General features: G+C 68.7%; 17 protein-coding genes. 5 read left to right on the forward strand and 12 right to left on the reverse strand.

Annotation, left to right across the window (positions count from 1 at the left end; translation table 11 throughout):
* Positions 1-57: 57 nt before the first annotated feature.
* From HND91_RS17335 to aptA, 8 genes are all read right to left on the reverse strand, one after another.
* On the reverse strand, positions 58-864 hold the full coding sequence (locus HND91_RS17335) for an ABC transporter ATP-binding protein (protein ID WP_181707857.1): 807 nt from the start codon (positions 862-864) through the stop codon (positions 58-60).
* Positions 865-1,141: 277 nt separating this feature from the next.
* Positions 1,142-2,605, reverse strand: coding sequence for a dihydropyrimidinase (hydA, locus tag HND91_RS17340; RefSeq protein WP_181707858.1), 1,464 nt, complete (start codon positions 2,603-2,605; stop codon positions 1,142-1,144).
* 383 nt (positions 2,606-2,988) lie between these two features.
* The gene (locus HND91_RS17345) at positions 2,989-4,239 is read right to left on the reverse strand and encodes a Zn-dependent hydrolase (RefSeq protein ID WP_181707859.1); all 1,251 of its coding nucleotides are present in this window, start codon (positions 4,237-4,239) and stop codon (positions 2,989-2,991) included.
* A 19-nt stretch (positions 4,240-4,258) separates the two neighbouring features.
* Complete coding sequence (locus HND91_RS17350) at positions 4,259-4,711, reverse strand: PIN domain-containing protein (protein ID WP_181707860.1); 453 nt, start codon at positions 4,709-4,711, stop codon at positions 4,259-4,261.
* Positions 4,708-4,977 (reverse strand): type II toxin-antitoxin system Phd/YefM family antitoxin, encoded by a 270-nt coding sequence (locus HND91_RS17355; protein WP_181707861.1) that lies wholly within the window; start codon positions 4,975-4,977, stop codon positions 4,708-4,710. The genes HND91_RS17350 and HND91_RS17355 overlap by 4 nt, the downstream gene beginning before the upstream one ends.
* 67 nt (positions 4,978-5,044) lie before the next feature.
* The gene (locus HND91_RS17360) at positions 5,045-5,344 is read right to left on the reverse strand and encodes a cupin domain-containing protein (protein WP_181707862.1); all 300 of its coding nucleotides are present in this window, start codon (positions 5,342-5,344) and stop codon (positions 5,045-5,047) included.
* Positions 5,345-5,366: 22 nt separating this feature from the next.
* Positions 5,367-6,860 (reverse strand): CoA-acylating methylmalonate-semialdehyde dehydrogenase, encoded by a 1,494-nt coding sequence (locus HND91_RS17365; protein WP_181707863.1) that lies wholly within the window; start codon positions 6,858-6,860, stop codon positions 5,367-5,369.
* 227 nt (positions 6,861-7,087) lie between these two features.
* A complete protein-coding gene (aptA, locus tag HND91_RS17370) occupies positions 7,088-8,419 on the reverse strand; it encodes an omega-aminotransferase AptA (protein WP_181707864.1) in 1,332 nt (443 codons plus the stop codon).
* Between the two features lie 179 nt (positions 8,420-8,598).
* On the opposite strand from aptA, the gene HND91_RS17375 reads away from it, so the two are divergent.
* Positions 8,599-9,138, forward strand: coding sequence for a cupin domain-containing protein (locus tag HND91_RS17375; RefSeq protein ID WP_181707865.1), 540 nt, complete (start codon positions 8,599-8,601; stop codon positions 9,136-9,138).
* A gap of 69 nt (positions 9,139-9,207) precedes the next feature.
* Positions 9,208-9,855 carry an HTH-type transcriptional regulator RutR gene (rutR, locus tag HND91_RS17380; RefSeq protein ID WP_181707866.1) on the forward strand — a complete coding sequence of 216 codons (648 nt, stop codon included), beginning with the start codon at positions 9,208-9,210 and terminating at the stop codon, positions 9,853-9,855.
* Between the two features lie 408 nt (positions 9,856-10,263).
* On the opposite strand, the gene HND91_RS17385 is transcribed toward rutR, so the two are convergent.
* The 3 genes from HND91_RS17385 to HND91_RS17395 all read right to left on the reverse strand — a co-directional run bounded on the left by HND91_RS17385 (position 10,264) and on the right by HND91_RS17395 (position 14,206).
* Positions 10,264-11,064, reverse strand: coding sequence for an AAA family ATPase (locus tag HND91_RS17385; protein ID WP_181707867.1), 801 nt, complete (start codon positions 11,062-11,064; stop codon positions 10,264-10,266).
* Positions 11,065-11,308: 244 nt separating this feature from the next.
* Positions 11,309-12,622: an NAD-dependent dihydropyrimidine dehydrogenase subunit PreA gene (gene preA, locus HND91_RS17390; RefSeq protein ID WP_181707868.1), complete on the reverse strand. Its 1,314-nt coding sequence runs from the start codon at positions 12,620-12,622 to the stop codon at positions 11,309-11,311.
* 204 nt (positions 12,623-12,826) lie between these two features.
* Positions 12,827-14,206, reverse strand: coding sequence for an NAD(P)-dependent oxidoreductase (locus HND91_RS17395; protein WP_181707869.1), 1,380 nt, complete (start codon positions 14,204-14,206; stop codon positions 12,827-12,829).
* A 572-nt stretch (positions 14,207-14,778) separates the two neighbouring features.
* On the opposite strand from HND91_RS17395, the gene argE reads away from it, so the two are divergent.
* From argE to HND91_RS17410, 3 genes are all read left to right on the forward strand, one after another.
* Positions 14,779-15,930, forward strand: a complete 1,152-nt coding sequence (gene argE / locus HND91_RS17400) for an acetylornithine deacetylase (RefSeq protein WP_425485483.1) — start codon at positions 14,779-14,781, stop codon at positions 15,928-15,930.
* 220 nt (positions 15,931-16,150) lie between these two features.
* The gene (locus tag HND91_RS17405) at positions 16,151-16,948 is read left to right on the forward strand and encodes a metallophosphoesterase (RefSeq protein ID WP_181707870.1); all 798 of its coding nucleotides are present in this window, start codon (positions 16,151-16,153) and stop codon (positions 16,946-16,948) included.
* 249 nt (positions 16,949-17,197) lie between these two features.
* Entirely contained in the window at positions 17,198-19,432 is a 2,235-nt protein-coding gene (locus tag HND91_RS17410; RefSeq protein ID WP_246329544.1) for an anthranilate synthase, read from the forward strand.
* A gap of 186 nt (positions 19,433-19,618) precedes the next feature.
* Here the strand turns inward: HND91_RS17410 and HND91_RS22870 are convergent, their stop codons facing one another.
* Positions 19,619-20,110 carry a group III truncated hemoglobin gene (locus tag HND91_RS22870; protein ID WP_246329545.1) on the reverse strand — a complete coding sequence of 164 codons (492 nt, stop codon included), beginning with the start codon at positions 20,108-20,110 and terminating at the stop codon, positions 19,619-19,621.
* Between the last annotated feature and the right edge of the window lie 362 nt (positions 20,111-20,472).

Here is a 20,472-nt window from a genome sequence, read left to right on the forward strand (position 1 = left end):
GCGACCCAGCGGGAGACCGCGTGCGGCCGGTGCGCGGCCCGGAGCGGCGCGATCGCCTCAGTCCGCATAGGAATGCCCGGCCCGCAGGCCCTCCCGGACGCGGTGGGCGATCTTCAGGAACTCGGGCGTCTCGCGGATGTCGAGCGGTCGGGGCCCGCGCGGCAGGTCGCTCTCCACGATGTCGTGGATCCGGCCGGGCCGTGGGCTCATGACGACGATCTTGGTGGAGAGGTAGACCGCTTCCGGAATGGAGTGGGTGACGAAGACCACGGTCTTCTCGGTCTTCGCCCAGAGCTGCAGGAGCTGCTCGTTGAGGTGATCGCGGACGATCTCGTCGAGGGCGCCGAACGGTTCGTCCATCAGGAGGAGATCCGGTTCCACGGCGAGCGCGCGGGCGATCGAGGCGCGCTGCTGCATGCCGCCGGAAAGCTGCCAGGGGAATTTCTTCTCGAACCCGGCGAGGTTCACGAGGGCGAGGTTCTTCTGCACCCGGCGCAGCCGCTCCGCCTTCGGCAGCCCCATGATCTCCAGCGGCAGGGCGACGTTGGAGGCGATCGACCGCCAGGGATAGAGGGCTGGCGCCTGGAACACGTAGCCGTAGGCGCGGTCGAGCCGGGCCTTCTCCGGAGAGGTGCCGTTCACCGTGATGGTGCCGGCGGTCTGACGCTCCAGGTCGGCGATCACGCGCAGGAGCGTGGTCTTGCCGCAGCCGGACGGGCCGATGAAGGAGACGAAGTCGCCCTTCTCGATGGTGAGGTCCACGTTGGAGAGCGCATGGACCGGCCCGTCCGCGGTGGTGAAGGTGAGCGACAGGCCGCGCGCATCGATGACGGACGGCCGGGTCGAGGATCTGGCCTCTGTCATGGAACGGGTTTCCTGGCGACGCGGGTCCAGCGGAAGCACATGGGCCATGGCGATGCTCGGGGTTATGCAGGAGTGGGTGGGGGGCGTCCACCGCTGGGCGGTTCCCCCCACCCCGGCCCTCCCCCACAAGGGGAGAGGGAGAGTGTGGCGGTTCCAGAGGCTGACAAGGGCCGGCGGTGTTACCTCCCCCCTGATCCCGTCGCCCCCTCCCCCCTTGAGGGGGAGGGACGGGGTGGGGGGTGCTCCCGCCGCCCTAATGCGTAAGGGGTCCCCCCCCTCACACCCCGATCGGCATGTGCTCCGGCTTCCTCTCGATCATCCGCGGCGCGGTGATCTCCTTCCAGACGCTGAGCGCCTGGTTGACCGGGTTGTTCGGCTTGCGGGGCACGAACTGGCCGCGGCCGGGGCGCGGGCTTTCGTTCTTGCCATCGGCGTAGACCACCTCGCCGCGCGAGAGGGTGTAGCGCGGCAGGCCGGAGACCTCGACGCCCTCGAACACGTTGTAGTCGATGATGGACCGCTGGGCGGCGGCCGTGATGGTCTTGGTCTTCGCCGGGTCCCAGACCACGATGTCGGCGTCGGAGCCGGGCAGGAGCGCGCCCTTGCGCGGGTAGAGGCCGAGGATCTGGGCGATGTTGGTGGAGGTGAGCGCCACGAATTCGTTCGCCGTGATGCGGCCGGTCTTCACGCCCTTGGTCCAGAGGACGGGCATCCGGTCCTCCAGGCCCCCGGTGCCGTTCGGGATCTTGCGGAAGTCGTTCACGCCGAACCGCTTCTGCTCCGTCGTGAAGGCGCAGTGGTCGGTGGCGACCACCTGGAGCGAGCCGGCGGAAAGGCCCGCCCAGAGGCTGTCCTGGTGCTGCTTGTTGCGGAACGGCGGCGACATCACCCGGCGGGCCGCGTAGTCCCACTCCTGGTTGAAGTATTCGGTCTCGTCGAGGGTCAGGTGCTGGACGAGCGGCTCGCCGTAGACGCGCATGCCCTTCTGGCGCGCCCGGCGGATGGCCTCGTGGGCCTGCTCGCAGGACACGTGCACGATGTAGACCGGCACGCCCGCCGCGTCGGCGATCATGATGGCGCGGTTGGCGGCCTCGCCCTCCACCTCCGGCGGGCGGGAATAGGCGTGCCCTTCCGGCCCGGTGACGCCGGCGGCGATGTACTTGTCCTGCAGGGCCGCGACGATGTCGCCGTTCTCCGCGTGGACGAGCGGCAGGGCACCGAGCGCGGCGCAGCGCTGGAACGACGCGAACATCTCGTCGTCGTTGACCATCAGGGCGCCCTTGTAGGCCATGAAGTGCTTGAAGGAGGTGATGCCCCGCTTCACCACCTCGCCCATCTCGTCGAAGACCTCCTTCGACCAGCCGGTGATGCACATGTGGTAGGAATAGTCGGCGCAGGCCTGCCGGGTGGCCTTCTCCTCCCAGGCCGCGATGGCATCCAGGAGGCCGCCGTCGGTGCGGGACGGGATCACGAAGTCGACCACCATGGTGGTGCCGCCCGAGAGGGCCGCGGCCGTTCCGCTCTCCCAGGTCTCGGCCGCCGTGGTGCCCATGAAGGGCATTTCCAGGTGGGTGTGCGGGTCGATGCCGCCCGGCATGATGTAGGCGCCGGTGGCGTCCAGCACCGTCTCGGCGGCAAGGTCCGGCCCGATGGCGGCGATCTTGCCGCCCTCGATCAGAACGTCGGCTTCATAGGAGCGGTCGGCGGCCACGACGGTGCCGCCCTTGATGACTGTCGCCATGTCCCTGTCACCCTCTCGTGACGCCGCTCATGTCGGCGGCTTGATTTTGACCAGATGATCGAAGTTTTTCGCAGTTCGGTCAATCGGGCAGCGTGCCTAATCGGGAGCCAGATTGGCGGGGCAAGTGCCTGTGGGCAAGGCTTCTTGTGTCCATGGCGTACGACAGACCCACGCGAAGCCGGTCAGGCCGCATAGGCTTCTGGATGTGCGTCCGTCATCCCGGCGAACGCCGGGATCCAGCGGACAGGTCCTCCGCTCAACCGGTGCAACTCCATCTGCCGTCGGCTGGGCCCCGGCTTTCGCCGGGGTGACGACCTAGATCATCGCGCAGCGTGCGGTCGAGCCGATCGCGCTCTCCGGCCCCCCGTCTGACTGTGCCAACCTCACTCCACGATTTCCGCCGTCTCCAGCGCCGCGTGGAACAGCACGTCGGCGCCGGCGGCCGCCCATTCCTTGCTGATCTCCTCGTCCTCGTTGTGGGAGAGGCCGTCGACGCAGGGGCAGAAGATCATGGCCGTCGGGGCGACGCGGCTCACCCAGCAGGCGTCGTGGCCGGCGCCGGAGACGATGTCGCGGTGGGAGTAGCCCAGGCGGTCGGCGGCGGTGCGGATGCGGGCGAGCAGCGTCTCGTCGAAGGCGACGGGGTCGAAGGCGCCCACCTGCTCGATCTCGATGCCGAGCTTCAGGTCCTCGGCGATCCGGGCCGCGCCCGCGCGGATGCGCTGGTCCATGTCGGCGATCACCGCCTTGTCCGGGTGGCGGATGTCGACGGTGAAGACCACCTTGCCCTGGATGATGTTGCGGCTGTTCGGAAAGACCTCCATGTGGCCCACCGCCCCGACGGCGAGCGGGGCGTGGCTCCAGGCCACCTCATCGACCAGTTGGACGATGCGGGCGGCGCCGAGGCCGGCGTTGACGCGCTTCGGCATGGGCGTGGAGCCGGTGTGCGCCTCCTTGCCGGTGAGCGTGATCTGCAGCCACTTCAGGCCCTGGCCGTGGGTGACGACGCCGATGTCGATGCCCTCGTCCTCCAGGATCGGCCCCTGCTCGATGTGGAGCTCCAGCATGGCGTGCAGCTTGCGCTGACCGACCGGCTCCGGGCCCTCGAAGCCGATCCGCTTCAACTCCTCGCCGACCGTCTTGCCCTCGACGTCCTTGCGGGCCTTGGCCCACTCTTCCGTGAAGACGCCGGCGAACACGCCGGAGGCCAGCATGGCGGGGGCGAAGCGGGTGCCCTCCTCGTTGGTCCAGTTGACCACCTCGATCGGCCGGCGGGTCTTGATGCCGAGATCGTTCATGGACCGGACGACCTCCAGCGCGCCGAGCACGCCGAGAACGCCGTCATACTTGCCGCCGGTCGGCTGGGTGTCCAGGTGGGAGCCCATCATCACCGGGTCGAGCGTGGGATCCGCGCCCTCGCGGCGGGCGAACATGGTGCCCATGGAGTCCACCGCCACGGTCATGCCGGCGTCCTCGCACCAGCGCTGGAACAGGAGCCGGCCCTCGCGGTCGCTGTCGGTCAGGGTCTGGCGATTGTTGCCGCCGCGCACGCCGGGGCCGATCCTGGCCATCTCCATAAGGCTGTCCCAGAGGCGGTCGCCGTTGATGCGCAGGTTGTCGGTCGGGGTCGGCATGGGGGCTCCTGGGGAAGGGTCAGGTTGGGAGTCTGGCCGGATCGGCCGAGAAAGGATCGAAGGCCGGAACGCCGGTCGGTTCGAAATGCCGGAGGTTGCGTGTGAGGATGCCGTCGCCGCGCACGGCGGCGGTGGCGGCGATTAGGACATCTGCAAGACCGGGATGCCGGCCGGCCGCGACCAGACGGTCGGACAGGGCCGCAGCCGTCAAGGCTGCCTGCATATCGAGATCGACGATGCGGCTACGGAAGATCTCCAGAATGCCCACGAACCAGGCCGCGAGTTCTCCGGCGCGACGGGCCGAGCCGACCCGTTCGAGCCGGTGGATGCCCTGCTGGATTTCCATGGCGGCGATGGTGGGCAGGAACCAGCGGTGCTGGTTGGCCAACGCCCAGGTGATCCGTTCCGGAGCGATCGGCGACCGACCCGGCGCGAAATGAGAGATCACCGAGGTGTCGACGAGGAAGTTCACGCCGCCGCCGTGTCGTCGAAGAGGTCGATGTCGCGAATGCGCGGCCGCTCGTCCTCGGGGAGTTCGACGGGGCACGGGATCTTCATCAGGTATTCGACGAAATTGGGTTCGGGCGCCTCCGGGTGGAGGCGACGTCCTTCCTCGATCGGCACCAGCATGGCGACTTCCTTGCCGTGTCGGGTGATCACCGTCGGCTCGCCGGTCACCGCGGCCTCCACCAATTCGGAGAGGCGGGCCTTCGCGTCGCGCAATTGGACCTTGTTCATGGCGCCCTCCGCGCTGTGACCACTTGTAGTCACAGTATGCCGCCCCGACCGGCCGTTCAAGATCGGCTCACCGCTTGAACTCCACCTCGATGAAGCTCATCGGCTCGGTCCCGCCGTTGACTACGTTGTGCTCCACACCCTCCGGCCGGGTGTAGGTGGCGCCCTTCGGCACCTCCACCCGGCGCTCGCCGCCGGCCTCCTCGATCAGGAAGGAGCAGTCGGTCATCGGGATGACGAGATACGCCATCCCGTGCCGGTGCCAGCCGGTGTCGGCGCCGGGTTCGAAGTCCCAGCGCGTCACCCGGCAGCGGTCGTCGTCCTGCAACACGGTGGCGACCGCAGGCGGCCGCGCTGTGAACCTCGACATGGCCGCCCCCGCGCTCTTCGGGTCACATGGTCGGGAAGGTGAACACCGCGCCGGACTTGATGCCCTCCGGCCAGCGCTGGGTCACGGTCTTCAGGCGGGTGTAGAAGCGCACCCCCTCCGGCCCGTAGATGGAGTGGTCGCCGAAGAGGGACCGCTTCCAGCCGCCGAAGGAGTGATAGGCCACCGGCACCGGGATCGGCACGTTGATGCCCACCATGCCGACCTCGATCCGGTCGGCGAAGGCCCGGGCGGCGTCGCCGTCGCGGGTGAAGATGGCGGTGCCGTTGCCGTATTCGTGCCGGTTGATGAGGTCCACGGCGTGGTCGTAGGTGGGCGCGCGCAGGACGCTCAGCACCGGGCCGAAGATCTCCTCCTTGTAGATGGTCATCTCCGGCGTGACCCGGTCGAACAGGGTGCCGCCGACGAAATAGCCGTTCTCGTAGCCCTGGAGCGTGAAGCCGCGGCCGTCCACGACGAGGTCGGCGCCTTCCTTGACGCCCTGCTCGATGTAGCCGAGCACCTTCTGCTGGTGCGCCTTGGTGATGACCGGCCCCATCTCGGCCGACGCGTCGGTGGACGGGCCGATCTTCAGCGCCTCCACCTTGGGCTTCAGGGCCTCGACCAGCTTGTTGGCGGTCGCCTCGCCCACCGGCACGGCGACCGAGACAGCCATGCAGCGCTCGCCGGCGGAGCCGTAGCCGGCGCCCATCAGGGCGTCGACCGCCTTGTCGATGTCGGCGTCGGGCATGACGATCATGTGGTTCTTGGCGCCGCCGAGCGCCTGCACGCGCTTACCCCTGGCGGTGCCGGTGGCGTAGACGTATTCGGCGATCGGGGTGGAGCCCACGAAGGACACGGCCTTCACGTCCGGATGATGCAGGATGGTGTCCACCGCCACCTTGTCGCCGTGGACGACGTTGAGCACGCCGGCCGGGAAGCCGGCCTGCTGGAACAGGTCGTAGGCCAGCATGACGGCGCCCGGGTCGCGCTCGGACGGCTTCAGCACGAAGGTGTTCCCGCACGCGATGGCGATCGGGTACATCCACATGGGCACCATGGCGGGGAAGTTGAACGGCGTGATGCCGGCCACGACGCCCAGCGGCTGGCGGTCGGAATAGCTGTCGATGTCCGGACCGACGTTGCGGGAGAACTCGCCCTTCAGGAGGTGCGGGATGCCGCAGGCGAACTCGACCACCTCCAGGCCGCGCTGCACCTCGCCGAGGGCGTCGTCGTGGGTCTTGCCGTGCTCGGCCGAGATGGCGCGGGCGATGTCGGCCGCGTGGCTCTCGATGAGTTCCTTGAACTTGAACATGTAGCGCGCGCGCTTCAGCGGCGGCGTGCGGCCCCACGCCTCCGAGGCGGCCTTCGCGGCGGCGATCGCTTCGGAGACCTCCTCGGCGGAGGACAGCGGGACGGTCGCGACCTGTTCGCCGGTGGCAGGATTGAAGACCGGCGCCGTACGGCCGGAGGTGGAGGCGACAAGGCGGCCGCCGATGGCGTTCATGATGGTGCGCATGGGTGTTTCCGTCCGTGGGTGTTTCGTCGTTGGTCGGCGCGTGGGGCTCCCCCTCTCCCCAACCCTCCCCCACGAGGGGGGAGGGGGCGCGTCGGCGCTCGGGTCAGAAGCGGTGCATCGCAGCCGGTCGTTATGGCGCTGGAACCGATCGGGACCCCCTCCCCCCTCGTGGGGGAGGGTCGGGGAGAGGGGGAACACCGCCGACGCCAGCCGTTTCCCCCTCCCCTTCACTTAAGCTTCGACAGCACCATCGCCAGCGTCGCCACGATCTCGTCAATCTGGTCCGTGGTGATGATCAGCGGGGGCGACAGGGCGATGATGTCGCCGGTGGTGCGGATGAGGACGCCCTCCTCGTAGGCGTCCAGGAAAGCCTGGAAGGCGCGCTTGGTGGGCTCGCCCGGGATGGGTTCCAGCTCGATCGCGCCGATCAGGCCGATGTTGCGCACGTCGATCACGTGCGGCATGCCGCGCAGCGTGTGGAGCGCGGTTTCCCAGTAGGACGCGAGGTCGGCGCCGCGGGTGAGGAGGCCCTCCTCCTCGTAGGTGTCGAGCGTCCCGAGGGCGGCCGCGCAGGCGACCGGGTGGGCGGAGTAGGTGTAGCCGTGGAAGAGCTCGATCAGGTGCTCCGGCCCGGTCATGAAGGTCTCGTAGATGTCCGACGAGACGAACACGCCGCCCATGGGGATGACGCCGTTGGAGATGCCCTTGGCGGTGACCACCATGTCCGGAACGACGTCGAAATACTCCACCGCGAACGGCGCGCCGAGGCGGCCGAAGCCGGTGATGACCTCGTCGAAGATCAGCAGGATGTCGTGCCTGGTGCAGATCTCGCGGATGCGCTTCAGGTAGCCCTTCGGCGGGATCAGCACGCCGGTGGAGCCGGCCACCGGCTCCACGATCACGGCCGCGATGGTGGACGGGTCGTGGAGGGCGACGAGCTTTTCAAGGTCGTCGGCGAACTCCACCCCGTGCTCCGGCTCGCCGCGCGAGAAGGCGTTGCGGGCAAGGTCGTGGGTGTGGCGGATGTGGTCGACGCCGTTCAGGAGCGTGCCGAAGAACTTGCGGTTGTTGGTGATGCCGCCGACCGAGATGCCGCCGAAGTTCACCCCGTGGTAGCCGCGCTCGCGGCCGATCAGGCGGAACTTCTGCCCCTTGCCCTTGGCCCGGTGGTAGGCGAGCGCGATCTTCAGCGCCGTCTCCACGCTCTCCGAGCCGGAGTTGGTGAAGAACACGTGGTCGAGAGGCTTCGGCAGGTAGTTGACGAGCCGGGCGGCGAGTTCGAACGCCTTCGGATGGCCCATCTGGAAGGCGGGCGCGTAGTCCATCTCGGCGATCTGCTTCTGCACCGCCTCGACGATCTTCGGCCGCGCATGGCCGGCGTTGCAGCACCACAGGCCCGCGGTGCCGTCCAGCACCTTGCGGCCGTCCGCCGTGGTGTAGTGCATGTCCTTGGCGCCCACGAACAGGCGCGGGTTCTTCTTGAACTGCCGGTTCGCCGTGAACGGCATCCAGAAGCTGTCGAGATTGTTGCCGCCGGGGGCGGGCGCGGGCGTGGACATGAAGGTGCGATCCCTGTGCTCGAAGAGCCTTGAAAGCCGTGTCGGCGAGCACTTTATCGACATCCAAGGATAGTGAACAAGGCGATATGTTCCGTCGACTGTTCAGCCGGTTTTTCTTGCCTTTTTGCCTCCGGTGTTCAGAATCCCGAACATCTGAACAGGGCGCGGGGGAGTGGCCCATGGATGTCGGCGGTCGTTTGAGGGCGGTGCGCGAGGCGCGGGGCCTGTCGCAGCGGCAGCTGGCCCGAATGGCGGGCATTTCCAACGCCACCATCAGCCAGATCGAATCGAACGCCATCAACCCGTCCGTCGGGGCGTTGAAGCGCATCCTGGACGCCCTGCCGATGCCGCTCGCGGACTTCTTCGCCACCACGGACGCGCCCGCGAAGGTGTTCTACCGGGCCGGCGAGTTGACCGAGATCGGCCGAGGCGGCGTCTCCTACCGGCAGGTCGGCACGGATCTCACCGGCAAGGCCCTGCAGATCCTCACCGAGCGCTATCAGCCCGGCGCCGATTCCGGCCGGATCCCGCTGAAGCACCAGGGCGAGGAGGCCGGCGTCATCATCCGCGGCCAGCTGGAGGTGACCGTCGGCGACCAGCGCGCGGTGCTGGGGCCGGGCGACGCCTACTATTTCTCAAGCTCCGAGCCCCATCGTTTCCGCAACGTCGGGCCGGAGCCGTGCGAACTCGTCAGCGTGTGCACGCCGCCGTCCTTCTGACCGCCCGCCCCTCGACGGAGGCCGCGCAAGGGCATACAAAAACGAACGATAGGGCGCCGGACTTCACGCATGGATGATTTCAATCTTGCCCGGGCGCGCGCCTCCAAGAAGCGCACGCGCATCCAGGCCGAGAACGAGGAAAAGATCCTCGACGCGGCCCTCGACGCGTTTTCCACCTACGGCTTCCGAGGCGCGACGGTGGACCAGATCGCCGAGCGGGCCGGCATGTCGAAGCCCAACCTGCTCTACTACTTCCGCCGCAAGCAGGACCTCTACACCGCCGTGCTCCAGCGCACGCTGGACATGTGGCTGACGCCCCTCGGCGAGATGAACGCGGACGGCGACCCGGCGGAGGAGATCGGCCGCTACATCCGCCAGAAGCTGCAGCAGTCGCGCGACCACCCGCAGGAGAGCCGCCTCTTCATCGGCGAGATCATGCAGGGCGCACCGATGATCGCGACGGTGCTGAAGACCGAGCTGAAGGACATCGTGGAGGAGAAGGCCGGCGTGATCCGCGGCTGGGTGAAGGCCGGCAAGCTGGCGCCGATCGACCCGGTGCACCTCATCTTCATGATCTGGGCGACGACCCAGCACTACGCCGACTTCGACGCCCAGGTGAGCGCGCTGCTCGGAAAGGGCGTGGAAGACGAGAGCGTGTTCAGGGACGCCGTGGAGACGGTCACGGGCGTGCTGCTGCGGGGCATCCTGCCGCGGTGATCCGGCCCTCCTCGCGCCGGCCCGTTTTCGCGCCCGTCATGGTCCGCGAAGGCGGACCAACGACGCCTTTCCGAGCGCTGCGCGCCCGTCCGTCGGTGCCCCCGACCGTCATGGTCCGCGAAGGCGGACCACCAACGCATTTGACAGGACGTTGCGTCATCCAATGCGTGGGTGGTCCGGATGAACCGGACCATGACGGCTTTGGTGGCCGCCGGCCCTCATGTCCAGCTTGGACCTGCGCATCCGTGAATCCACCCGTGTGCCCGTCCGCTGGCTCGCGCGCCTACCCGCTCGCGCGCGTCATGGTCCGCGAAGGCGGACCAGCCACGCATATGACAGGACGTTGCGCCATTCAAAGCGTGGGTGGTCCGGATGAACCGGACCATGACGGCGGTGCTGCCGCGGGGGTCACTCCGGCTCCGGGCTGTCGGCGACCGAAAAGATCTCGCCGAGCACGCGTTCCGGATCGGCAAGGAACCGCCGCGTCACGCGGACGTGTTCCGTCTCGCCCCATTCCACCCGCTCCAGTCCGTCCGGGCCGATCCGGTAGATCCAGGCGTCGGGATAGGCCATCAGGATCGGCGAATGGGTGGCGATGACGAATTGGGAGCGAGCCTCGACAAGCTCCTTCATGCGGACAAGCATGGCGAGCTGACGCGTCGGCGACAGCGCGGCCTCCGGTTCGTCCAGCACGTAGAAGCCGTTGCCGCGGAAGCGGTTCTCGATCAGCGCCATGAAGGACTCGCCGTGCGACTGCTCGTGCAGCGAGCGGGACGAATAGCCGGGCATGATCCGAGCGCCCGGGCCGGGTTCCTGGTCCAGCTGCTCGATCGACGTGGCGAGGTTGAAATAGCTTTCCGCCCGCAGGAAGAAGCTGTCGCGCGGGCGACGCGGCCCGCGGACAAGACGTAGCGCCTTGTGCAGACCGGAGTGGGATGCTCGGGTCGAGAAGGTAAAGTTGCGCGAGCCGCCCTCGGGATTGAGGCCGGCCGCGACCGCGATCGCCTCCACCAAGGTGGACTTTCCCGATCCGTTCTCCCCGACGACGAAAGTAACCTTCGGGTGGAGTTGCAGGCTCTCCAAATGCGCGATGGCCGGCAGCGTGAAGGGAAAGCGGCCCGGCTGGGCGCGGCCCGGGGGTATCTCCACCCGGACGACATAGTGCTTGCAGTCGACAATCCGAACACGCCTGGCCTCGTCAGCGCTCATTTCTGTTCCGCACACGGTTTCATCGGATGGAGCCCGATGTCCTCGTCAGCATACCAGAGCACGAGACCAATCCTCGCTTCCAGGAATCCCACCTCGGCCGCCGGAGCGTGAAAAGACCAAGTCGATGCGTCGCGGTCGTCGTCCGGAACTCGGGTCGCGCCTGACGGCGGCGACGTCGTTGTCTCCGGACGACAGCAGATCCCGCGCCGGATCCGGATGCGGATTGGCGCTATCCCCCCCCGCCTCACTCCGCCGCCACTTTGTTCGCCGCCGCCGGGTTGTTCGGATGCGTCGTCCAGTTGGCGTATTCGCGGTGGATCGGCCGGCCGGTGCGCGGGTCGACGCCCTCGGTGAGCTCCACCATGGTGATGCAATTGTCCACCGGGCAGACGTTGACGCAGAGGTTGCAGCCGACGCATTCGTCGTCCATCACCTCGAAGTGGCGCACGCCGTCCACCAGATGGGTGATCGCCTGGTGCGAGGTGTCCTCGCAGGCGATGTGGCAGCGGCCGCACTTGATGCAGAGGTCCTGGTCGATGCGCGCCTTGGTGACGTAGTTGAGGTTGAGATACTGCCAGTCGGTCACGTTCGGCACGGCGCGGCCGCGGAAGTCCTCGATCGACCGGAAGCCCTTCTGGTCCATGTAGGCGGAGAGGCCGTCGATCATCTCTTCGACAATCTTGAAGCCGTAGGTCATGGCCGCCGTGCAGACCTGGACGTTGCCGCAGCCGAGCGCGATGAACTCCGCCGCGTCCTTCCAGGTGGTGACGCCGCCGATGCCGGAGATGGGCAGGCCGGCCGTCGCCGCGTCGCGGGCGATCTCCGCCACCATGTTGAGGGCGATCGGCCGCACGGCCGGGCCGCACATGCCGCCGTGGCTGCCCTTGCCGTCGATGGTCGGCGTCGGGGCGAACAGGTCGAGGTCCACCGACATGATGGACGACACCGTGTTGATGAGCGACACCGCGTCCGCCCCGCCGGCCTTGGCGGCGCGGGCCGGGTAGCGGATGTCGGTGATGTTGGGCGTCAGCTTCACGATCACCGGCATGCGGCTCGCCGCCTTGCACCACCGGGTGACCATCTCGATGTATTCGGGCACCTGGCCGACCGACGAGCCCATGCCGCGCTCCGACATGCCGTGCGGGCAGCCGAAGTTGAGCTCGATGCCGTCGCAGCCGGTCTCCTCCACGCGCTTGACGATGGCGGTCCAGTTCCGCTCCTCGCACGGCACCATCAGCGAGACGACCATCGCCCGGTCGGGGAAGGCCTTCTTCACCTCGGCGATCTCGCGGAGGTTCACCTCCAGCGGCCGGTCGGTGATGAGTTCGATGTTGTTGAGGGCGATCAGCCGGCGGTCGTTGGAGTGGACGGCGCCATAGCGCGGGCCGTTCACGTTCACGATCTCCGGATCCTCGCCCAGCGTCTTCCAGACGACGCCGCCCCAGCCCGCCTTGAAGGCGCGCTCCACGTTGTACTTCTTGTCGGTCGGCGGCGCGGAGGCGAGCCAGAACGGGTTCGGCGACTTGATGCCGATGAAGTCGGTGCGAAGGTCAGCCATGGTGGTCGGTCCTGGAGAAAGAGGTCGAGGTCGGCTGCTGGAGATCCTTCCCCTCAGGGGAAGGTGCTGAGCGGAGCGAAGCGGAAGGGGTTGTCTTTTTTCTTGTCCTCGAGCCAGCTCGCCGGTCTGGAAAGACGACCCCTTCCGGCCCCTTCGGGGGGCCACCTTCCCCTGAGGGGAAGGATGTTCGCGTCGCGGCTCTCTTCACCCCATCAGCGCGGCGTGGATGGAGCGGGCGGCGATCTTGCCGTGTTCGACGGCCTGGACGGTGAGGTCCTCGCCGCCGAGCACGCAATCGCCGCCGGCCCAAACCTTGGGCAACGACGTGCGGCCGTCCGCGTCGACCACAATGCGGCCCTTGTCGAGGGCCACCGCCTCGGCGGTCTCGCCCGCCACGGGGCCGGGCACGAAGACCTGCCCGATGGCCTTCATCACCTGGTCCGCCGGGATCAGGACGCGCTCGCCGGTGCCTTCCAGCTTGCCGGAGAGGCCCATGCGGGTGCGCTCGAACTCCACGCCCGTGACGACGCCGTTGGCGCCGTGGAGCGCGACCGGAGCCGCGAAAGTGACGAGCTTCACGCCGTTCACCTGCGCCACCTCCTGCTCGTAGGTGGAGGCGTTCATGCTCTCCTGGCCGCGGCGGTAGACCATGGTGACCTCCTCGGCGCCGAGCTTCCTCGCCTGCACGGCGGCGTCCACCGCCGTCATGCCGCCGCCGATGACGACCACGCGCCGGCCGACCGGCACCATGGCCTTGTCCGGCGCCTGGCGGAGCGTCTCGATCCACGACACGGCGTCCTCCACGCCGAGCATCCCCTCGCCTTCCAGGCCGAGCGCGTTCACCGCCTGCAGGCCGAGGCCTAGAAACACGGCGTCGTAGGAGCGGCGGAGGTCGCCGAGGCGGATGTCGCGGCCGAGCGCCTTGCCGGTCTCCAGCGTGACGCCGCCGATGGAGAGGACGAAGTCCACCTCCTTCTGGGCGAAGTCGTTCACGGTCTTGTAGCTGGCAATGCCGTGCTCGTTGAGGCCGCCGGCCTTCGGACGCGCCTCGAAGACCGTCACGTCGTGGCCTTCGGCGGCCAGCGCGTGGGCGGCGGCGAGGCCCGCCGGGCCGGCGCCGACCACCGCCACGGTCTTGCCGGTCGGGGCCTTGCGGGCGCCGTAGCCGTCATGGCTCTCCATGTAGTGGTCGGTGGCGTAGCGCTGGAGGAGGCCGATGCGGACCGGCTGGTCCTCGGCCGTGTTGCGCACGCAGGCCTCCTCGCAGAGCGTCTCCGTCGGGCAGACCCGGGCGCACATGCCACCGAGGATGTTGGCCGAGAAGATGGTCTCCGCCGCCCCGTCCACGTTGCCGGTGCCGATCTTGCGGATGAACATCGGGATGTCGATCGACGTGGGGCAGGCCTTCTGGCACGGCGGGTCGTAGCAGAAATAGCAGCGGTCGCTCTCCACCACGGCCTCGTGGCGGGAGAGCGGGTCGTGCATGTCGGCGAAATTCTTCGCATACTGGTCGGGCGACAGCCGACCGGCGGCGACGTCGGTGCCGGCCGGAACGGCGGCCAGCGCGTCGAGGACGGATGACATCTGGTTCACTCCTCCGTTCGCCGGCTGGGCGGTTCGCCTGGCTGCCGGACGTCCGTGATCAGCGTTCGCATGCCGGGCGGCGACGACGGCCCGCCCGAAACCTCGGGCCGCCGTGACGACCGGCGGCCGCGACCCTCTGCGGCGGGTCTTCGCCCGCCTTCGTTGGGCCGGACGGTCGCGCCATCCGTGCCTTTCCTTGATCTTTCGGTAAAAATTTCCACCCGTCAAGCGGCGACCGACAGTCGTCGATGGTGCGGTGCGAAGGATTGGACGCCGAGTGCTTTATTGTTGGTCGTCGGCAGCGCCCGCCGCCCAGACCACGCCAAGGTGAACCGGACGGATCGAGACGGCAAGACATTGTGACGACTGGAGAAGTTTTGGCACGCAGAAAACCTGAATTGCTAATTCATGTTTTTACCTCGCGCAGCTGCCTTCTTTCCGTTCACCGATGCACAAACGTGCGCCGACCGCCCGGTGGATGGCGCGCGCGCATGAGAAGGCCCCGCTTCCGTCCACCGGGCGCAGCGGCTAGGGTCGGCGGCGTTCGCGTATGGTCAAAGGCGTATCCCATCGTGTCGCTGACTTCGGTCGACATCCTGTCCCGGCTCGTGTCCTTCGACACCACGAGCCGCCTCAGCAACCTGCCGCTCGTCGCCTGGGTGGAGGCCTACCTCGCCGCGCACGGCGTCGCGTCCGAGCGCATTCCGGATCCGACCGGCGAGAAGGCCAACCTCCTCGCCACCATCGGACCGGCGGACGTGCCGGGCTTCGTGCTCTCCGGCCACACGGACGTGGTGCCCGTCGACGGCCAGGACTGGTCCACCGATCCGTTCGTCCTCACCGAGCGGGACGGCCGCTACTACGGCCGCGGCGCCTGCGACATGAAGGGTTTCCTGGCAGTCTGCGTCGCCGCCGTGCCGGCGATGACCCGGGCGGAGCTGAAGCGGCCGATCCACCTCGCCTTCTCCTATGACGAGGAGGTGGGCTGCCTCGGCGTGCGCGGCATGATCGACCGACTCGCCGCGCGGCCCGCCCCTCCCCTCGCCTGCTTTGTGGGCGAGCCGACCGAGATGCTGCCGGTGATCGGCCACAAGGCCAAGCGCAGCCTGCGGGCCACCATCACGGGCCTCTCCTGCCATTCGTCCCTCGCGCCGCACGGGGTGAACGCGGTGGAGTATGCCGCCCGCCTGGTGGTGCGCATCCGCGAGATCGGCCGATGCCTCGCGGCCGGGCGGAGCGACCCGCTCTACGACGTGCCGGTGACCACGGCCCATGTGGGCACCATCGTCGGCGGCACCGTGCTCAACATCGTGCCGGACCGGTGCGAGTTCACGTTCGAGTTCCGCGCCCTGCCGGAGGAGGATGTGGACGCGCTCGTTTCGGAGGTGACCGCCTTCGCCCGTGACGAACTGGAGCCGGAGATGCGCGCCGTCGCGCCGTCGAGCGGGATCGCGTTCGAGCTCACGTCCGGTTTCCCGGGCCTCTCCACCGCCGAGGACGCGGAGGTCACCCGTCTCGCCAAGCGCCTTGCCGGCCGCAACGACCACGGCAAGGTGGCCTACGGAACCGAAGCCGGCCTGTTCCAGGCGGCCGGCATCCCGACGGTCGTGATCGGCCCGGCGTCCATCGGCGAGGCCCACAAGCCCGACGAGTTCATTGCCGCCAGCCAGATCGAAGCCTGCGAGCGGTTCGTCGCCAGGGTGATCGAGGCGGCTTGCGAGTAGGCGCGGGGCCGGGTGGTCGGCAGAGGACGCCCCGAATTCCTTCCCTTCAGGGGACCGCGGATTGCATTGCCGGCCGGAAGGGGTCGTCCTTGGCGGCGGACCGTGTGAGGAGACGGGTCGCAGGCGGTCACAGATCTGGCACCATCCTGCCCTCCCCCATGGACGTTCCGCCCGATCGGCGACACCATGGGTCCGTCGTCCGAATCCGCCGAGGACCGCCGTGCTGATCGCCCAGATTTCCGACCTCCACTGCACCGTTCCGGGCCGCGAGGTGGTGCCGGGCGTGGACACGGCGGAGCATGTGCGCCGGGCGGTGGAGCGCATCGCCGCCCTGCCGGACGCGCCGGATGCCGTGATCGTCACCGGCGACCTGGTCGACACGATCGTGCCTGAGGAATACGCGGTCGCGGCCGGCCTCCTCGGCGGCATCAAGGCCCCGGTGTTCCTCGTGCCCGGCAATCATGACGACCGGGACATGATCCGCGCCGCCTTTCCCGGCCACGGCTATCTTCCGGCCACTGGCCGCCTGAACCACGCGGTGGACCTCGGCGCGCTCCGTCTCGTCGGCCTCGATACCCTGGTGGATGGCGCCATCCACGGCACGGTCGGGGCCGACGGCCTCGCCTTCCTGGACGCCGCCCTCGCCGCCGCGCCGGACCGCCCGACCCTCGTGTTCCTCCACCATCCGCCGTTCGAGACCGGGCTGCCGATCATGGACGGCTGGCGCCTCACCGACGCCGACGCCCTGGAGGCGGTGATCGCGCGGCATCCCTCGGTCCTTCGCGTCGTCGCCGGCCATGTCCACCGGCACGTGACGGCGAGCTTCGGCGGCACGATCGCGATGACGGCTCCGGCCCTCTGCCACGCCATCGCGCTCGGCCCCGGCGACGGCCTGGGCAACCCGGAATACACCCTGGAGACGCCGGGCCTTCTCCTCCACCGGTTCGACGGCCGGCGGCTCGTCACGCACCTCGTCCAGACCGGCGGCGCCTGGCAGGCGCGGCGGTTCGACGGCTGATCGGGCGCGCCCGCAACCGGCTTGCGCCCCTTCGGGCCTTCCGCTATCGCTATCGGTCATGACCCTTTCGCACGTGGCTCTTGGCTGGTGGTGGCGGCGCTCCTGATCGGGCGGCTGCTTCCGCATGCGTGCGTGTGAGCATTCAAAATGGCCGCCCGGGACGAACCCGGCGGCCTTTTTCGTGTCTGGCTCACGAGAAGGTCCGAAAACCGGGTCGACCCGCGGCGACCCGGCTGGGACAACGGACCGATGACGCGGACGAGACTGGGGAAGGACGCCTTGATGGTGGAGACTGGAGCGTTCACGACCGCGGGCGGCGTCGCCGTCGAGCGCACGCCGCGGCAGGTGACCTACAAGGACGCCGCCCTCACCTACGTGGACCAGCTGGACGAGAGCCGCGGCGCGGTCTTCTCCTCCAACTACGAATACCCCGGCCGCTACGCCCGCTGGGACATCGCGTTCCTGAACCCGCCGGTGGCGCTCACCGCCCGCGGCCGCGGCCTCACCATCGAGGCGCTGAACGCCCGTGGCCGCGTGCTGCTGCCGGCCTTCCGGGCCGCCATCGAGGGCGGCGACGACCTCGTCAGCTTCGAGGCCGGCCCCGAGCGGATCAGCCTCACGGTGAAGGCGCCGGAGCCCGGCTTCCCCGAGGAGGAGCGCTCGCGCCAACCGTCGGTCTTCTCGGTCATCCGCCGGCTCGTGGCCTTTTTCCGCAGCGAGGAGGACCAGAACCTCGGCCTCTGGGGTGCCTTCGGCTACGACCTCGCCTTCCAGTTCGAGCCGATCGACTTCAGGCTCGACCGGCCGGACGACCAGCGCGACCTCGTCCTCTATTTCCCCGACGAGATCCTGATCGTCGACCACTACCGGGCCGCCGCCACGGTCTACGCCTACGATTTCACGGTCGCCGGCATGTCGACGGACGACCTGCCCCGCGACGGCGCGCGCACGCCCTTCCGCCCGTCGGACCGCATCCCCGGCCGCGGCGACCACGAGCCCGGCGAATACGCCGCCTCGGTCTCCAAGGCGGTGGAATATTTCAAGCGCGGCGACCTCTTCGAGGTGGTGCCCGGCCAGACCTTCTACGAGCGCCCGGCCGCGCCGCCGTCCGCCATCTCCCGCCGGCTGCAGGAGATCAACCCGTCGCCCTACGGCTTCATCATCAACCTCGGCGAGGCGGAATACCTGGTCGGCGCGTCGCCTGAGATGTACGTGCGCGTCACCTCCGGCCGGCGGGTGGAGACCTGCCCGATCTCCGGCACCATCCGGCGCGGCCGGAACGCCATCGAGGACGAGGCGCAGATCCGCACCCTCCTCAACTCCAAGAAGGACGAGGCGGAGCTCACCATGTGCTCCGACGTGGACCGCAACGACAAGAGCCGCATCTGCGAGCCCGGGTCGGTGCGCGTCATCGGCCGGCGCCAGATCGAGATGTACTCGCGCCTCATCCACACGGTGGACCACATCGAGGGGCGCCTGCGCGAAGGCATGGACGCGCTCGACGCCTTCCTCAGCCACGCCTGGGCGGTCACCGTCACCGGCGCGCCGAAGCGCTGGGCCATGCAGTTCATCGAGGACCACGAGAAGAGCCCGCGCGCCTGGTACGGCGGCGCGGTCGGCGCCATCCTGTTCAACGGCGATCTCAACACGGGCCTGACGCTCCGCACCGTCCGCATCAAGGACGGCATCGCGGCCGTCCGGGCGGGCGCGACGCTTCTCTACGATTCCGACCCGATGGAGGAGGAGAAGGAGACCGAGCTCAAGGCTTCGGCCATGCTGGCGGCCATCCGCGAGGCCGGCAAGGCCCGCTCGGCGGTGCTCGCCAACGGGCCGGACCAGGTGGGCGCGGGCCTCAAGATCGTGCTCGTCGACCACGAGGACAGCTTCGTCCACACGCTCGCCAACTACTTCCGCCAGACCGGCGCCGAGGTGGTGACGATCCGCTCGTCCAAGGGCGTCGGCGTGGACCCGGCCCTCTTCGACGCGCTGAAGCCCGACATGGTGGTGATGTCGCCCGGCCCGGGCAGCCCGTCGGACTTCCACTGCACCCGAACCATCCAGGCGATTCGCGAGCGCAACCTGCCCATGTTCGGCGTCTGCCTCGGCCTTCAGGCCATGGCGGAGGCCTATGGCGGCGACCTCGCCCGGCTGGAGACGCCCGTCCACGGCAAGCCGTCGGAGATCAGCGTCGCGCGCAACTCCATCCTGTTCGCCGGCCTGCCGGAGCGGGTGATCGTCGGCCGCTACCATTCGATCCACGCGGTCCGCGACCGGCTGCCCGCCGGGTTCGAGGTCTCGGCGGTCACCGACGACGGGATCGTCATGGCCATCGAGCACGCCCGCGAGCCGATCGCGGCGGTGCAGTTCCACCCGGAAAGCATCATGTCCATGGGCGACGACGCCGGCCACGTGATCGTCGCCAACGCCATCCGGGGCCTGCTCGGATCGCGTGCCGCCGGCAAGGACGAAGCGTCGCACGGGTAAAGTTAGCAATTGAGTAAGTATAACCCTGAATTTCAGGCGTGCACGTTCTACCCGAATAGCGTTACTGTTGGCGGGCGGGATCGTTCAGCTGGCGCAGACGGTCCCGCTCGCCGGTTATCCGGCAGCCGCGTTCGCGCGGTTTTGCGGTCCAAACTTCAGAGGAGAGCCTCGTGCTCTCCTCTTTTTTCATGCATCGCCCGCTCTCGGGGGCCCTGCCTCCGGCGCGCTGATGGGGCCGAGCCAGGCGGTCGATTCTCCCCGCTGCATCCGGATCGCCAGGCGGAAGCTGTTGGCCATGCGCTCGGCGCGCTCCACCACCGCGCTCGCGGCCTCCGGGCCGAAGGTTTGGCGCGCCGCCTCCTGGAAGAGGGCGAGCCAGCGCAGGAAGTGCGCGTCCTCCAGGCCGGGCAGCCCCAGGTGCGCGGGCAACGGCCTGCCGCCGTATCCGCCGGTCCTCAGGAGCGCGGACGACCAGAAGGCCCGGATGGTCTCCAGGTGCTGGGGCCAGCGCTCGTCCGGCACCGCCGCCGCGAACACGGGGCCGAGAAGGTCGTCCCTCCGGGCAGCGCCGTAGAAGCGCTCCACCAGGAGCCGGATCCGCTCCTCGTCCACGCCGTCCACGACCGCCGGTCCGGCCGGTCCGGGCGCGGCCCGCACGATCAGTCGCTCGTCGGCCATGTGGTCTCGATCATTCCCGTCGTCCCCTCCGACGTCACCGTGACGGACCGTGGACGCTGTGCCAACACCGTGACATCCCGGATGCGCCCCGCTCCCGAAACGAGAAAGGCCGCCCCCTCGTCGGGAGCGGCCTTTCCATTGCCGGTCGCGGTCATCCGGACGAAGCCGGAGCCGCCTCAGGCGGAGGTCACCTCGAACGAGGCGACGATCCAGGACCCGTGAGCGGCGGACCGCAACTGATGACAATGAGACACTGGATCACCTCCTTTCGGTTGTTGATGGTGACCCCCATGTGGATGCCTCTCCCGGCAAGTGCAAGTCCCGGCGCGATTTTTCTTTCACGCGCCGCGATCCGCCCCGGC

The sequence above is a fragment of the Chthonobacter rhizosphaerae genome (assembly GCF_013839525.1).
GTDB lineage: Bacteria > Pseudomonadota > Alphaproteobacteria > Rhizobiales > Pleomorphomonadaceae > Chthonobacter > Chthonobacter rhizosphaerae.

Bases quoted from the DNA above. Each gene is read 5' to 3' on its own strand.
- HND91_RS17410 (WP_246329544.1), top strand. From the start codon at position 17,198: ATGACGCGGACGAGACTGGGGAAGGACGCCTTGATGGTGGAGACTGGA.
- aptA (WP_181707864.1), bottom strand. From the start codon at position 8,419: ATGTCCACGCCCGCGCCCGCCCCCGGCGGCAACAATCTCGACAGCTTC.
- HND91_RS17385 (WP_181707867.1), bottom strand. From the start codon at position 11,064: ATGAGCGCTGACGAGGCCAGGCGTGTTCGGATTGTCGACTGCAAGCAC.
- HND91_RS17365 (WP_181707863.1), bottom strand. From the start codon at position 6,860: ATGCGCACCATCATGAACGCCATCGGCGGCCGCCTTGTCGCCTCCACC.
- hydA (WP_181707858.1), bottom strand. From the start codon at position 2,605: ATGGCGACAGTCATCAAGGGCGGCACCGTCGTGGCCGCCGACCGCTCC.
- HND91_RS17360 (WP_181707862.1), bottom strand. From the start codon at position 5,344: ATGTCGAGGTTCACAGCGCGGCCGCCTGCGGTCGCCACCGTGTTGCAG.
- HND91_RS22870 (WP_246329545.1), bottom strand. From the start codon at position 20,110: ATGGCCGACGAGCGACTGATCGTGCGGGCCGCGCCCGGACCGGCCGGA.
- preA (WP_181707868.1), bottom strand. From the start codon at position 12,622: ATGGCTGACCTTCGCACCGACTTCATCGGCATCAAGTCGCCGAACCCG.
- rutR (WP_181707866.1), top strand. From the start codon at position 9,208: ATGGATGATTTCAATCTTGCCCGGGCGCGCGCCTCCAAGAAGCGCACG.
- HND91_RS17395 (WP_181707869.1), bottom strand. From the start codon at position 14,206: ATGTCATCCGTCCTCGACGCGCTGGCCGCCGTTCCGGCCGGCACCGAC.
- HND91_RS17335 (WP_181707857.1), bottom strand. From the start codon at position 864: ATGACAGAGGCCAGATCCTCGACCCGGCCGTCCGTCATCGATGCGCGC.
- HND91_RS17375 (WP_181707865.1), top strand. From the start codon at position 8,599: ATGGATGTCGGCGGTCGTTTGAGGGCGGTGCGCGAGGCGCGGGGCCTG.
- HND91_RS17355 (WP_181707861.1), bottom strand. From the start codon at position 4,977: ATGAACAAGGTCCAATTGCGCGACGCGAAGGCCCGCCTCTCCGAATTG.
- HND91_RS17345 (WP_181707859.1), bottom strand. From the start codon at position 4,239: ATGCCGACCCCGACCGACAACCTGCGCATCAACGGCGACCGCCTCTGG.